This is a genomic window from Massilia sp. 9096 (assembly GCF_000745265.1).
In the GTDB taxonomy this organism is placed as follows: Bacteria; Pseudomonadota; Gammaproteobacteria; order Burkholderiales; family Burkholderiaceae_D; genus Telluria.
The window spans coordinates 1,929,556-1,943,032 of sequence record NZ_JQNN01000001.1 but is presented as its reverse complement, the minus strand read 5'-3'; the positions used below and the strand labels follow the sequence as shown (position 1 = coordinate 1,943,032).

The window sequence follows — 13,477 nt, the reverse complement described above, 5'->3', positions numbered from 1 at the left end:
ACGGCAGGAGAGCGGTTTGTACACCGGATTCATGTTTGCGACTGGCATCGAGAACAGCATTCCAACCATCGGTGACGGGAAAATCCGCGTCGATGAGATGGAGAAATGCGGTCACTACAAACATTGGCGGAAAGATTTCGATCTCGTGCAAGAGCTTGGCATCCGGGTATTGCGCTATGGACCACCTCTGCACCTGACTTGGCGTGGACCGAATCAATACGACTGGACGTTCGCCGACGAGACCCTCGGCGATCTGCGTCGGCGAAACATGGTCGTCATCGTCGATCTATGCCATTTCGGCGTACCCGACTGGATCGGCAACTTTCAGAACCCCGATTTTCCGGCGCTGTTTGCAGGCTATGCAAGGGCGTTTGCCAAGCGTTTTCCCTGGGTCCAGCTCTACACGCCGGTCAACGAAATGTCGATTTGTGCGATCTTTTCGGCCTTGTACGGCTGGTGGAACGAGCAGATGACCACTGATCGGACGTTCGTGACAGCGCTTAAGTACATCGTCAAGGCAAACATTGTGGCGATGCGTGAGATCCTGGCGGTTCGTCCTGACGCCCTGTTCGTGCAAAGCGAATCGAGCGAGTATTTTCACGCCGAGAGCCCTGAAGCGATCGGTATGGCCGAAACCAAGAACGCCACGCGTTTTCTTTCGCTCGACCTCAACTATGGGCGTCGGGTCGATTCCCAGATGTACGAGTATCTGATGGACAACGGGATGACGCGCGAGGAATACCATTTTTTCCTCGACAATAATCTCAAACATCATTGCATCATGGGCAATGATTACTACCAAACCAATGAACATCATGTGAGCGTGGACGGTGGCACATCGGCCTCTGGAGAAATATTCGGCTACGCTACCATCACCCAGCAGTACTTTGACCGCTATCGGCTGCCTGTAATGCATACGGAAACCAACCTCGCTCAGGGACCAACGGGTGACGAAGCGGTGCGCTGGCTACGCAAGGAATGGGCGAACGTACTCAGTATCCGTAACAGTGGCGTACCGGTGATTGGTTTCACATGGTATTCGCTGACGGATCAAGTCGATTGGGACACGGCCCTGCGCGAAAACAATGGCAGGGTCAACCCCCTCGGCTTGGTCGACCTGGACCGTAATATCCGTCCCGTCGGCCTGGCTTACCGCGACTTGATCCGGGCCTGGGGCAAGGTGCTGCCGACCCAGAGCGCATGCCTTCAAGTGCCAGTCGCGCTGCCGGACGACTACCCATGCACCGTGCCCATGGTGGCACCGACCGCAACCGATGGTGGCAGCGAAGCCGCTGCTGCTGCCGCCCCCCAGAATACGGAGTAAGTCCCATGACCTTGGAAAACAAAGTGGCAATCGTCACCGGCGCTGCGGGCGGTATCGGCATTTCCATTGTCCGGCGGCGGCAAGCCTGAAACTGCGGAGGAGGGGGCCCCGGACGGTGTTGCGACCAGCCGCTGCGACGTCGCTGAGGGCCCGGATCGAGGTGATCGACCGGGGTGACGTCGGCGGGCCCGAGATATTGCGGACGCAGGTCCGTTCCCGGTATCGGAGCCGTCACGTGTCGTTCAGGGCACTTCGCTGCTGGTTGATGGTGGCAGGTTGGCGCGTCTGAATTCCCGGCGGCGGGCTTTCAGCGCAGCCAGGGCGGTCGGGCAGAAAGGGGCGCGTCACTGATCGGTTTGCAGGGGACTGTGATACCGTTTGGCCATCCCCTCGAGGTTTCATACGCAGGCCGGCCAGGAATGACGCAGAGTGCAGAGACAAGGACATTTTCCGTTGAGGGGACGAGATTGACTGAGCATTATGATCTGATTGTTATTGGTAGCGGGCCTGGCGGCGCTTCGCTCGCTCACGCGCTGGCGCCCACCGGCAAACGCATCCTGATCCTCGAACGCGGCGACTACCTGCCGCGCGAAGAGGCGAACTGGAGTTCCCAGGCCGTCTTCGTCGAACGCAAATATCAGGTGAACGAGACCTGGACAAACGTGGAAGGCAAGACCTTCAGTCCGCAACTGCATTATTGCGTCGGCGGCAATTCCAAGGTGTACGGTTCGGCGTTGTTGAGGCTGCGCGAACGCGATTTCGAGGAAGTCATCCATGCCGGCGGCGTCTCGCCTGCCTGGCCGCTGAAGTATGCCGATTTCGCGCCGTATTACGATGCGGCCGAGGCACTGTTTCACGTTCATGGCCAGCGCGGCGAGGATCCGCTCGATCCGCCAAGTGCTGTGCCCTATCCCTATGCAGCGGTCAAGCATGAACCGCACGTGGCCGAGTTTTGCGACAAGCTGACCGGCATAGGATTAAAGCCGTTTCATCTGCCGCTGGGAATCCTGCTAGATCAAAAAGAAGATGGTTTCGCGACACCCACCAGTACCTGCATACGGTGTTCCAAATTCGATGGCTTTCCATGTCTTTTGAATGGCAAAGCCGATGCTCAGGTCGTGTGCATCGATCCGATGCTGGCCGACTACAGAAACGTCACGCTGCTGACGAACGCCTATGTGACAAAGCTGGGAACCGATGCGAGCGGACGACGTATCGACGCCGTTCATGTGGAACGCAAGGGACGACAGGAACTGTATAGTGCCGACGTGGTCGTCGTTGCCTGCGGTGCGCTGTCTTCCGCGCTGCTGCTCCTGCGTTCGGCCAGTCCGCAGCATCCGAATGGACTCGCCAACGGCTCCGACCAGGTCGGCCGCAATTACCTGCGCCATGAAATGAGCGCCGTGATGGCCGTGTCGCGCCACCCCAACGACACCGTGTTCCAGAAGACCATGGCGCTGAGCGACTTCTATTTTGGCAGTGACGACTGGGAGTACCCGCTCGGCATGATCCAGATGAATGCGGGTATCGACGCCGACCAGGTCAAGGCCGAAGCGCTGCCGGAGTGGCTGGAGTGGCTGCCCGACATGCCGTTTGGCGAGATCGCGCGCCATTCCATGAATTTCTGGCTGCAAGCCGAAGACCTGCCGCGCCCCGCGAACCGCGTCTACTACCAGGACGGCAAGGTCCATCTTGACTACGTAAAAACCAATCCCGAGGCGCTCGAGCGACTGAAACGCAAGCTCGAGGAAACCCTGTCGGCGATCGGCCAGCCGGCCGTCTTGCTGGAGCGCACGCTGTACCTGAGCAAGGATATCCCGCTGTCCGGCACGGCACACCAGGCCGGGACGTGCCGCTTTGGCAGCGACCCGGCGACGTCGGTCCTGAACCTCGAATGCCGCGCCCACGAGGTCGACAACCTGTATGTGACCGACGCCAGCTTTTTCCCCTCGATTGGCGCCGTGAACCCGACACTGACGATCATTGCCAACGCGCTGCGGGTCGCCGACATCATCCGGGAGCGCTTGTGACGGCGGCGGCTGGGGTCGTACTCGTCGCCCGCCTGATGTTGGTGGCGCTATTTATGCCGTCCAGTGTCATCGACAAGACCTTCGGCTTTGACCATGCGGTGCGGCAGGCGCAGGAAGTCTTCAAGCCTCGGATAGTGGGTGTCGGCGCTATCCTCGCTGGACTGGTCGTCGAACTGGGCTGCTCGCTTGGCGTCCTGACCGGCGTGGCCGACCGTGCCTGTGCATTCGTCATCGCCGGCTTTTGCATGTTGACCGCCATTCTCTACAAGCGCTTCTGGGCGCAGGGCGATTTCTGGGCCGATCCCGACGGCCATGGCCGTACCTTGTTTTGGGACTTCATGAAGAATCTGTCGCTTGCCGGTGCCTTCTTGCTGATCGTGGTCGGCACCGATGGCAGCGGACTGGCGCCGTTTCTCGATTCGCCGCTGGCTTCCAGCCAACCTTACCGGTCACATCCATGAGCAATCAAACTTCCAATCCCGGGCCCAAGCCTTCGGTCACTTATTCGCACCTGTATGTCGATGAACGGGGCGTAAGCCACCAAACGCGCTGTGCGCTGACCAACTACAGCCTGAAGGGCATCGGTGACTCTGCACCTCAGTGGATCAATGCGTTGGCGCGTGGCGAGGCCACTGTCGTCTTTACCGTGCAGCCAGCCGGATGGATCGGCGAGTGGCACGAAAATCCGGCGCCGCAGTGGATCGTCGTGCTGTCCGGTCGCTGGTGGGTCGAGAGTATGGACGGCACGCGTGTCGAACAGGGGCCTGGCGAGTTTTCGTTCGGCGAGGACCAGGGTTGCGTCGACACCGGTGGCAAGAAAGGCCACCGCTCCGGCACTGTCGGCGACGAACCATGTTGCTTGATGACGGTGCAGTGTCATGTGCTTCCCGAGCGTGTGCCATGTCATCTGATCTGAAGTTTGGCGCCATCGCCGGTTTTCGGCTAGTCACCGCGGACCTGATTCGCCTCGCTGCGTTTTACCGCGCGATCGGTTTCGACGTCGGCGAACCCTTGCCGATCTCAACGGCCGAAATGGCGCTGCTGGGCATCGCCGGCACCGGCATGCGCATTGAAATGTCGCTCGGCACCAGCCGCGTCGACCTGGATTGCTACGCCCTGTCCGGACGTCCGTACCCGACTGAGCGGAGCGCGTCAGACCGGATCTTCCAGCATTTCGCACTCGTCACCGACGACGCGCACATGGCGTGGAATCGGGCCCGCGACGCCGGCGCCATGCCGATCAGCCGCGAGCAGCCGGTCGCGCTTCCGCAGTCTTCTGGAGGTGTTACCGCGGTCAAGCTGCGCGACCCTGAAGGTCATCCGCTCGAGTTCACGCAATTTCCGCCTGGCGCCAATCCGGACTGGCGAGGGAGCGGCATCCTGGGAATCGACCATAGCGCCATCGCGGTGGGCGACCTTGCCGCCAGCCGTCGTTTCTATGCGCATCACGGCATGGTCGAAGGCGAGCCGATGCTCAACCAGGGCCCAGCCCAGGTAGCGCTCGATGGCATCGACGGTGTCGTGGTCGACATCGTGCCGATGCAGCCGGCGACAGCGCCACCGCATATCGAACTGCTGGGATATCGCGACCGCGTCAGCGATACCGGGCAATTGGCGGTCAATGACATTGCCGCCACCCGCATCGTCTGGCGCTCGGCGCATGACGCGCTGATGCGCGACCCGGACGGCCACTTTCACCAGTTCAGCCGAGCAGATCGATTGCAAACAGAAACTCTTTCGCGGTAATGAACAAGCGGCGTCCGTCCTCTCCACCGAACGTGCAGTTCGCCACTGCCGTCGGGGTCGGAATATAGCCCAGTTTGACGCGATCGGACGACCAGATGTGGATGCCGTCACTGGCGCTGGTCCAGACCCAGCCCCGCCTGTCGACCGCAAAACCGTCGGGCGCGCCGTGGTCGGTGTGACAGAAGAAGCGTCGGTTGGAGAGCGCGCCGTCCTGCGCGACATCGAAGGCGACAATCTCGTGCTTGGCGCCGGCGCGCTGACCCGGCACATCGCCCAGCGAAAGCGACGTGTCGGAAACATAGAGGGTTGCGCCATCGTCGGAAAACGCGATGCCGTTCGGTTGCTCGAAGTCAGCCATGCGTCGCAGGTCGCCGCTCTGCGGAGCGAAGCGGTAGACGCTGCAATGGTCGAGTTCCGGTTCGGCCAGCGCCCCCTGGTTCGGCATGAGGATGCCGAACATGGGGTCGGTAAACCAGATCGCGCCGTCGGGCGCTACCGCCAGGTCGTTCGGCGAGTTGAGCCGTTTGCCGTGGTAATGGGTGACCATCGGCTCGGGCGGATTGTCATAGTCGCCGCCGCGGCTGATACAGCGCCGACCGTGTTCGCAGTGAACGAGGGTACCGTCAGCCTGCACGGCGTTGCCATTCATGAACCAGGTGCCATCGATCAACACTTCGACATGCCCGTCCGGATACCAGCCCAGCAAGCGGCGGTTGGGCACGTCCGACCAAACAAGGCGGCCACGCGATCCTTGCCAGGCCGGCCCCTCCGCATGCACCGTTCCCTGGTAAAGGGCTGTGAGCCGAGCAGTCGGCGACACCACTTCGGCCAGCCGCGCGTCGTCGATCTGGACGCTGCCGAACCCTTCCATGGGCTGGGGCGGGGCGGCTGCACGCAGTCGCCGAGTTGGAAGCAGGTCGTTGAAATGATTGGGCATCTTCTTTTCCTGATGACGACCCGATCGCACGAAAGGGTATCGCGGACTCGTCCAGGCAACGGTGAACGCCATAGCGCTTCGCGTCTGTGCGGCATCGCTCAAACTACGTACACCAGACTCATGGTCCACCGATTCGCGGCGGTCAGGCAAGCTGATGTGGTGCTACAGTGACTAAAACGGCCTGCAAAGCCGTATGGACAGATCACCCCTGTCCCTGTCTCAGATTCTCCGGGTAGGCATTCATGGCACGACGTCGATGTTGAAACCTGTCCGTTGGCCGGTCTGGTCGGCTGCTGACGTACGAGTACCGGCTTTCTGCATTTCGCCGCTACGGATGGCGTCGAATCCGAAGCGGATGCGGCCGGTTAATGGAATAGGCTGCAGAGGCGTAATCGCCTCACTGAAGGAGGAAAGCACCACGCGCCGCACTGGCTGTGCCGCATCGTCGTGGACAATGCGGCGCCGCAGTATCGCATGGGTCGATCGGGCGGGAATGTGCCGCCCGATTCGTCCGCTTAATAGTAAAGATCGGCCAGCAGCTTCACGTTGTTACGCTCCGGCAAAGCGCCAAAGCGTGTCCACGCTTCGCCACGCTGCCGTTGCCACTGCAGGGAAAGGCTGAAGCTGTCGTAGCGCTTCCTGAGTTCCAGCCAGCCTTGCCTGCCCTGGTTGCCCATGTCGGCTTGCACGAATCCGGACAGATCGAGTCCTTGGACCACGACATTGTGCGCGCTGAGATAGGTGAAGAACGCCTGGCGCGTGACGGAATCCTGCAGGTTGTAGGACCACCTGAGGGTATCTCCCCAGGCAAGCGGATTTCTCACGGCCATGGCCTGGTCTTCGCCTTTCGCCACGCCGGCGCCGTTCGTCTGCCATTCGAACGTCGTCGTGATGTCGAGCGGCCAGGTATAGGTGACACCGACCGCGCTGCGCGAGCGGAAACGTACATCCTGTTCCTCGTGATTGGCCAGCGAGTACAGGGACGGCGCGCGTCCGCCAGCCCATTCGCCATACACGACGGCGGACTTGCCCAGCAGGGTGCTCAGGTTGAAACCGAACTGCGGCGAGTGGCCTTCTTCGCGGTAGATCAGCCACTGAGGGCGCAGCGTCGCGCCGATCTGCTGGCTGCCCGTCAGCAGCCACCGGTTGATGCTGTTGGTCTTGCTCAGCGCATCGTCCGCTTCCGGATCGCCCGGCTCCCGGCGGGTGGCCAGCCGGGGCGACAGCAACAGGGACACCGAGCCGGAATCCCACAGCTGTTGTCCCTGCACCATGACGCTGCCCAGCCGGTTGGTGCGGCGGCTCACTGGATCGGGGCTCGAGGTGACGACCGAGCCCGACTTGAAGAAGTCGGTCGGGTTGTATCCGGTCGCGACGCCGAAGCGCTGGTTGATGCGGCCGGCATCGAACACCTGGGATGCGCTCGGCTGCCAGCTCAGGTAGGCTTCCTTCAGGTACGAGGTGGTGCGGTAAACGGACGATGGCGTTTCGGCGTTCCGTTCGATACGGGCAGCCACGACGGCGCGCACGTCCGGCATCAGACCGTAATTGAGCACGCCATCCAGCGCATAGCGGTAGCGCGTGGCGGATGTCCCGTCCCAGCGTTCCAAGGTTTCGCTGCCGCCTTCGACGTTCAGCTTCCATGGACGCGCGGTTGCCACCGGCGCGGTGGGCGTCGCATCCGCCAGAGAGAGCGCAAGGTCGTCCTGGGCGGTGGCGTAGCCGGACATCATGCCGGAGATCAGAGCGGCGGCGATGGACAGCCGCGGGAACCGGCGCGCGCTCATTCTGGATGAAAACGCGACAGGTAATCGCGTTGCAGCCAGGTTTCGGGAATGTCGCGCCAGGCATACGCGTCGAAGCGCATCACCGTCACCCACTGCGGATCGAGGCCGTCGATGATCACGGTTTCGGTCGGACGTTCCACGCCCAGCTCGTTCCGGTAACGGCGGTAGTAGGCCGTCTTCAGCAGGCGGTCGCTGTCCGAATAAAACTTGGCCTTGACGGGTCGTGCATCCTTGGCGTCGAGCCACAGGTCGATGTGGTGATAATTGACACCCTCCGGCACCGTGGCGACCAGCGCCAGCCGGTTCGTGTGGCGGGTCTGGCGGTCGCCGTCGGTCACGTCTTCCTCAGCCGTGAGCTTCGCACTGTAGTCGCGCGCCAGGTTGATCGTCGCCACGTCGCCGTTCGAGGCTTGCCCCAGCAGGCGCTGTTCCGGCGAGATGCGAATGCTGGCCTGGTTCGATGGATCATAAAACCACAGATCGTTGCCGTTCTTGAGCATCAGTTTTCCGGTCTCGCGCGCGGGCGCCAGGAAACGCACCAGCGTGCGGTACTGGCCGCCGTTGGGATCCGGCTTCGAATAGATGGCCAGGGTGTTGCTGTCGGTCTGCTTGCCGGCACGGTATTCGATCAGCGTTGTCGTCAGAACGAACGATTTGGTCGGATTGCGGATGGCGTCGCTCGCAGCGAGCAGCGCCTTGGGATCGGCGGCGGCATGCGCCGTTGCCGCCAGCGCCAGAGCGCATGCCGTCATGATAAATTGTCGGAACATTGAAACCATGCCTTACGGAAATTTACATACTTCCGAAGACTACACGTGTCTCAATGCACCGACAATACCTTACGGAAATTTACATACGACTTGGGACTACACGTGTCTCAACGCGTCGACAATATCTTGTTTCGCGGCGCTTCTTGCAGGCACCCAGGCCGACAACGCGGCGACCACCGTCAGTCCGAAGAATGCAAGCGCAATCATCGGCCACTCGCCCCACACCCGGACCGTCAGCGGAACCGGATCGATGCGCGACGGCGGTATCCAGGTCAGGCCGCTGAAATTGATAGCGCCGGAAATCAGCAGCGCGATCAACACCCCCAGCGCCGACCCGATAATGCCCAGTAATGCACCTTCGGTAATGAAGAGCGATTCGATACCGCTGCGGCGTTGTCCTATCGCGCGCAAGGTGCCGATTTCGACCGTACGCTCGTAAATCGTCATGCTCATGGTATTGCTGACCACGAACACGACAATCGCACCGATCAGGACGAACACGAAGCCGAAGAGGGCGGAAAACATGCGGTTGGTCTGGCCGTAGTAGGGATTGAGGGTGTCGAAATCCAGGATGTCGAGGTCGGCGCCTTTGAAATCCTTCGACAGCAATTCCTGGATCCGCGCGCGCGCCGCCGGGATCTGGTCCGTATGCCGCAGTTGAATGAGCACGGCCGTGACCTGCGGCGCGTCGCGCCCATACACGAGCCGTTGGGCACTCGGCAAATGCATCGCCACATGCACGTCGTCCAGCTCCTTGACGCCCAGTTGCTCGGCTTTGATGACGGTAAAACTGCCGACGTTCGGCGCGCCATGCACATTGGTCGCCAGCACCTCGATCTGTGTCCCTTTATTGATGCGCGCCGGCGGAGCTTCCAGCGCCGACAACGCCGCGAGATCGGGCGGCGCGTCGGCGGGCGGCGCGCCATTGGCGGCCGTGTCGGCTGCTTGATGCTGCGCGTCACACTTCGACACCTTCAGTTCCTTACACAACTGTAGTACCCGCGCAACACCTTCGCCGATCACGATCGAGTCCGGGCCAGAGCCGTTCAGTGGCAGCGGGCGCGCGATCAGCGGCAGCCCATAATCGTTCCATTTGCGCAGCTGCGCCTCGTCCTGGGCAACCATCCCCTGCACCAGCACCGTGCGCGACACGCCGGCATTGAAATTCCCGGCAATGCCGCCGAGCTGCAGCGTCGGCGTGATGACGACCACCATCTGCTTCAGGACTGGATCGCTTTTCAATGCGGCGATCAGTTTCTCGTAACCCGGGATGCCATACGCAGCCGAATTCCCGCTGCCGTAGAGGAAATAACCGCTGCGCTGGATCTGCAGATGGCCGCTGCGCTGCACGAAATCGGTCTGCATCTCGTTGGTGATGTCGCGACTGTAGCCGCCGAAGATCAGGATCGCGCCGACGCCTACCACCATGGCCAGCAAGGTCGTCATCGAGCGTTGGCGGTTGCGCATCAGGTTGCGCAATGCAAGGGTCAAGGTGGTCAGCGTGCGCTGGTGGTTGCGCATCAGGTTGCGCAGTGCGAGGGGCAGGAGCTGTTTCATTCCGAGATCGGTCTCTTCACGCGTTCGAAGCCGGTAATGCGGCCGTCGCAGATATTGAACACCCCGTCGGCGGCATCGATGACCTTCGGGTCGTGCGACGAAAAGATGAACGACACCTTGTACTTGCGCTGGATGCGGCGCATCAGGTGGATGATCATGTTGCCGGTTTGGCTGTCCAGATTGGCGGTAGGCTCGTCGGCCAGGACGAGAGCGGGCGACAGGGCCAGGGCTCGCGCTATCGCAACCCGCTGCCTTTGTCCACCGGACAGCTGGCTGGGCCGGTGGCTCGCTTTCTCCAGCAAGCCGACTGCACCGAGCAACTTGTCGACACGCGCGCGCCGGTGTTCGGCCGGCATCCCCGCCATGATGAGCGGGTATTCGACGTTCTCGTAGGCGGACAACACGGGCAACAGATTGAAGGTCTGGAAAATGAACCCGATATGCCTTGCGCGGAAGTCCGACAGGGCATTGTCGGACAATTTGCTCACGTCCTGTCCGGCAATCATGAGCCTGCCGCTGTCCGGCCGATCGATACAGCCGATCATGTTGAGCAGCGTGGTCTTGCCGCTTCCCGACGGGCCGCTGAGCACTGTAAAAGCGTTCGCCGCAATCTGGATCGACACGTCAACCAGACCAGTTACCTTGAAGTTATCGAGCTGATACGTCTTGTTGAGATTTTCAATGACGACTGCTGGCTTGGTTTCCATTGAATTCATCGGTTTTCAAGCTTGGTTGGGACAGGCGGTCTGTAGAGGGTGGGTCGACGCTTGCAGGGATCGCAGGAGCCTGGTCCAGAGACGCGGTCGACCTTCACCCATGTGCACATCCGGTCGATCAGGGCCTCAGGGCTGAGCTCGCCATACAGTGTACCATCCGGCAATGCTTGGTAGGTGACTGATGAAGATGGGCGCACGTCAGGCATAGAACGCTCACATGGGCGCCATTCGGGTAAATTGATTATGTCGCTACCCCCTTTGCGAAATTGCCTGATTCCCGAGCCTGGACCATGAAAGAAACGAAAATCAACTGGCTGAGCAGCCCCGTCGACAGCGACTATGTTTCGGCGGAAAGATATTTGAGCTTACTGTTCAAACCCCACAAGTGTCGCAAACTATTGCGTAAATTACGCGCTGCGCCGATGTCGGAATACCAGGCCAAAGATATCTTGCGCGCCTCCCGTACGCCAATGTCCGAAGTCTCTGCCTTCGATTGGGACCGTCAGCAGCAGCAAATCCGCGACGGCGAAGCGCTTGGCCCTATCTTGCTCGTGCGCCAGAACGATGGCTCAGGCTTGATCATCGCCGACGGCTTTCACCGCATGTGCGCCCTGTTTGCCGAAGATGAGCTGATCAAGGTGCCCTGCAAGATTGCCTGAAGTGTGTGAGCTGTGCGCCAGGCGCAAGCGCAGACGGTCACCGAAGGCGCGGAATGCTTGTTCATCGGGAATGGCGCTCTCTTCGAGAACGTCATTGCGCTTGGCTGGCAGGAGAATGTGGCGATGAGTTGGCGCTTTTGCCAGAACGGAACGTCCATGATCCGGGACGATGCTGCCGTCCTCTTCACGTGGGACGTGAGTTTTGAACGACTATCTGAATTTCCGGTACGTCCGCAGCGGTTCGGTTGCGGACGTACACCAGGTCGGTCCTTATGCTGCTTCAGCGTGAAGCGACGTTTGCGGTCATCACGACGACTGCCGCCAGGTTGGAGGTCGGAACGTAGCTCATCATCATGTCGTCCCTGTCTCTGCCGCGGTTAAATTCCATCACCACGTTGCCGTCGCGCGTCATGTACTTGTCTGCAGAGACAGCCAAAAGCCGCATCGGGCGCTCTTTGTCGATCTTTGCCACGATCCCATCGCGTGCCGGTTGCACATGCATGCGCCAGCCGTTGGACATCGCGTACGTGCCACTGATCGGCATGGTTTCGTCCTCGGATACGTGAATCGCTTGAGGCGGTGCTGTAACCTGGACCGTCAACAGCGAAGTACTGTCGGTTGCAGGGTAGTCTTTCGACTGGGCGCCGGCGTTTGGCGCAGCCAGAACTAAACAGACAGGAATTGCCAGGTAGAGAGTACGCATGATCGCTCCTTCTTTCAGGAATTAGCGTCTTGCTCGACACGAAGTTGGCCAAGCCAAAACGGTAATGACAGTCTAGGAAGCAGGCGGGCGACTACAAGGCCATTGATGGCGGTATGACGAAACAGTCTCGGTTGAACAAAAAGCAGACCCATGCGAAATGACGCATTCTAGTCGTGTGCATGCGGATTTTTGTATCTGGTCCGGATTACCTGCAGATCTGCTGATGCGCTTGGCTGTGCTGACTTCGGTGTTTTGGTGAGGCGAGCGCTCCTCAAGGTCGGGGCGGATCTCGACCATGTGCCGGTCGACGGCGAGGGTTTGATGGTCGGCCGCGCATTCGGCGCCGAGAAAAAACCGGTGTTGGTACACGTTACGCCCAACCATCGGTATCCGGCAGGCGGACGGCTTTCCGCATTACGACGCCAGCAGCTGATCAGTCATGCGCAACATCATGGCACGCTGATTCTCGAGAATGACTACGGTTGCGAATTCACTTACGAAGGCAGCGATTACCCGACCTTGTACAGCATGGCGCCAGACAATACGATGCTCCTCGGGACATTTGCCAATGCGGCATCGCCGGCATTGCGCATCGGCTTTGCGGTCGCGCCGCCGCAAATAGCGCGAAATATCGCTTTCCGGATAGGTCAAGCCCATCAACGCGCTTCCTGGCCGGCACAGAAAATCATGGAAGCGCTGTTGAGGTCGGGTGAACTCGACCGTCACATCCGGCGGTCGCGGCGTCACTACCTGTCGATTCGTCGGCTCATCCAGAAGCAGCTGGCGCCGTGCAGCCGGTATATTGCGTTCCAGGGCAATGGCGCAGGCATGCTTGTCGTCCTGCGCGGTCAGACCGCCCGAATCGATTGCGCATTGCAAGAGGCATTGAAGGCGAATGGCGTTCGTTTCCAGCCAATGACCGATCTGGCCGGGCCGGGGTCGAATCCAACCGGATTCTTGTTCGGGTATGGTCATATGGAATTGTCAACGGCGCGGGAGTCACTGGAGCTCTTGTCGTCCTGGATTCAAGGCATCGTGGCGCGCGGATTCAGCGGTGCGTAAAGTGCTCACGCATTATTCTGCTTATCGAACATAACTGGCGCGTCTCCAGTTGCCATATCAAGGCTGCTGTTCAGTTGGTGCAGGTATCAGCAGATGCGTGAGCCTGCCAGGAACCCACGCGCCCGATCCGATGCCGGCGCTGGCAATAGCGCCGTTCCAGACGTCCACGGTCATCGACAGGGCGAC

13 protein-coding genes are annotated in these 13,477 nt (G+C 60.6%); 7 read left to right on the top strand and 6 right to left on the bottom strand.

Annotated elements, in window-relative coordinates:
* Nucleotides 1-16: 16 nt before the first annotated feature.
* From FA90_RS08275 to FA90_RS08255, 5 genes are all read left to right on the top strand, one after another.
* The gene (locus tag FA90_RS08275; protein WP_081933735.1) at nucleotides 17-1,324 is read left to right on the top strand and encodes a family 1 glycosylhydrolase; all 1,308 of its coding nucleotides are present in this window, start codon (nucleotides 17-19) and stop codon (nucleotides 1,322-1,324) included.
* A gap of 467 nt (nucleotides 1,325-1,791) precedes the next feature.
* Nucleotides 1,792-3,354, top strand: a complete 1,563-nt coding sequence (locus tag FA90_RS08270; RefSeq protein ID WP_036167829.1) for a GMC oxidoreductase — start codon at nucleotides 1,792-1,794, stop codon at nucleotides 3,352-3,354.
* Entirely contained in the window at nucleotides 3,351-3,815 is a 465-nt protein-coding gene (locus FA90_RS08265; protein ID WP_036167826.1) for a DoxX family protein, read from the top strand. The genes FA90_RS08270 and FA90_RS08265 overlap by 4 nt, the downstream gene beginning before the upstream one ends.
* The gene (locus FA90_RS08260) at nucleotides 3,812-4,270 is read left to right on the top strand and encodes a cupin domain-containing protein (protein WP_036167823.1); all 459 of its coding nucleotides are present in this window, start codon (nucleotides 3,812-3,814) and stop codon (nucleotides 4,268-4,270) included. Before FA90_RS08265 ends, FA90_RS08260 begins: the two co-directional genes overlap by 4 nt.
* Nucleotides 4,255-5,100 carry a VOC family protein gene (locus FA90_RS08255; RefSeq protein ID WP_051971578.1) on the top strand — a complete coding sequence of 282 codons (846 nt, stop codon included), beginning with the start codon at nucleotides 4,255-4,257 and terminating at the stop codon, nucleotides 5,098-5,100. The genes FA90_RS08260 and FA90_RS08255 overlap by 16 nt, the downstream gene beginning before the upstream one ends.
* Here FA90_RS08255 and FA90_RS08250 read toward each other — a convergent pair.
* From FA90_RS08250 to FA90_RS08230, 5 genes are all read right to left on the bottom strand, one after another.
* Complete coding sequence (locus FA90_RS08250; protein WP_036174805.1) at nucleotides 5,057-6,037, bottom strand: SMP-30/gluconolactonase/LRE family protein; 981 nt, start codon at nucleotides 6,035-6,037, stop codon at nucleotides 5,057-5,059. The two genes, FA90_RS08255 and FA90_RS08250, sit on opposite strands and share 44 nt — an antisense overlap.
* 515 nt (nucleotides 6,038-6,552) lie before the next feature.
* Nucleotides 6,553-7,824, bottom strand: a complete 1,272-nt coding sequence (locus FA90_RS08245; protein WP_036167820.1) for a hypothetical protein — start codon at nucleotides 7,822-7,824, stop codon at nucleotides 6,553-6,555.
* Complete coding sequence (locus FA90_RS08240) at nucleotides 7,821-8,603, bottom strand: outer membrane lipoprotein-sorting protein (protein ID WP_036167818.1); 783 nt, start codon at nucleotides 8,601-8,603, stop codon at nucleotides 7,821-7,823. Before FA90_RS08240 ends, FA90_RS08245 begins: the two co-directional genes overlap by 4 nt.
* A gap of 87 nt (nucleotides 8,604-8,690) precedes the next feature.
* Nucleotides 8,691-10,094, bottom strand: a complete 1,404-nt coding sequence (locus FA90_RS08235) for an FtsX-like permease family protein (protein ID WP_036174802.1) — start codon at nucleotides 10,092-10,094, stop codon at nucleotides 8,691-8,693.
* A gap of 53 nt (nucleotides 10,095-10,147) precedes the next feature.
* Complete coding sequence (locus FA90_RS08230; protein ID WP_036167815.1) at nucleotides 10,148-10,858, bottom strand: ABC transporter ATP-binding protein; 711 nt, start codon at nucleotides 10,856-10,858, stop codon at nucleotides 10,148-10,150.
* 299 nt (nucleotides 10,859-11,157) lie between these two features.
* Between FA90_RS08230 and FA90_RS08225 the strand changes: the two genes are divergently transcribed.
* Nucleotides 11,158-11,526, top strand: coding sequence for a hypothetical protein (locus FA90_RS08225; RefSeq protein WP_036167812.1), 369 nt, complete (start codon nucleotides 11,158-11,160; stop codon nucleotides 11,524-11,526).
* Nucleotides 11,527-11,806: 280 nt separating this feature from the next.
* Here FA90_RS08225 and FA90_RS26260 read toward each other — a convergent pair whose 3' ends face one another.
* Nucleotides 11,807-12,229 carry a hypothetical protein gene (locus FA90_RS26260; protein ID WP_156116633.1) on the bottom strand — a complete coding sequence of 141 codons (423 nt, stop codon included), beginning with the start codon at nucleotides 12,227-12,229 and terminating at the stop codon, nucleotides 11,807-11,809.
* A 189-nt stretch (nucleotides 12,230-12,418) separates the two neighbouring features.
* Here FA90_RS26260 and FA90_RS08215 point away from each other — a divergent pair, with 189 nt between their 5' ends.
* The gene (locus tag FA90_RS08215; protein WP_036167807.1) at nucleotides 12,419-13,291 is read left to right on the top strand and encodes a hypothetical protein; all 873 of its coding nucleotides are present in this window, start codon (nucleotides 12,419-12,421) and stop codon (nucleotides 13,289-13,291) included.
* Nucleotides 13,292-13,477 lie beyond the last annotated feature (186 nt).

Bases quoted from the DNA above. Each gene is read 5' to 3' on its own strand.
- FA90_RS08255 (WP_051971578.1), top strand. From the start codon at position 4,255: ATGTCATCTGATCTGAAGTTTGGCGCCATCGCCGGTTTTCGGCTAGTC.
- FA90_RS08245 (WP_036167820.1), bottom strand. From the start codon at position 7,824: ATGAGCGCGCGCCGGTTCCCGCGGCTGTCCATCGCCGCCGCTCTGATC.
- FA90_RS08225 (WP_036167812.1), top strand. From the start codon at position 11,158: ATGAAAGAAACGAAAATCAACTGGCTGAGCAGCCCCGTCGACAGCGAC.
- FA90_RS08240 (WP_036167818.1), bottom strand. From the start codon at position 8,603: ATGGTTTCAATGTTCCGACAATTTATCATGACGGCATGCGCTCTGGCG.
- FA90_RS08250 (WP_036174805.1), bottom strand. From the start codon at position 6,037: ATGCCCAATCATTTCAACGACCTGCTTCCAACTCGGCGACTGCGTGCA.
- FA90_RS08230 (WP_036167815.1), bottom strand. From the start codon at position 10,858: ATGGAAACCAAGCCAGCAGTCGTCATTGAAAATCTCAACAAGACGTAT.
- FA90_RS08260 (WP_036167823.1), top strand. From the start codon at position 3,812: ATGAGCAATCAAACTTCCAATCCCGGGCCCAAGCCTTCGGTCACTTAT.
- FA90_RS26260 (WP_156116633.1), bottom strand. From the start codon at position 12,229: ATGCGTACTCTCTACCTGGCAATTCCTGTCTGTTTAGTTCTGGCTGCG.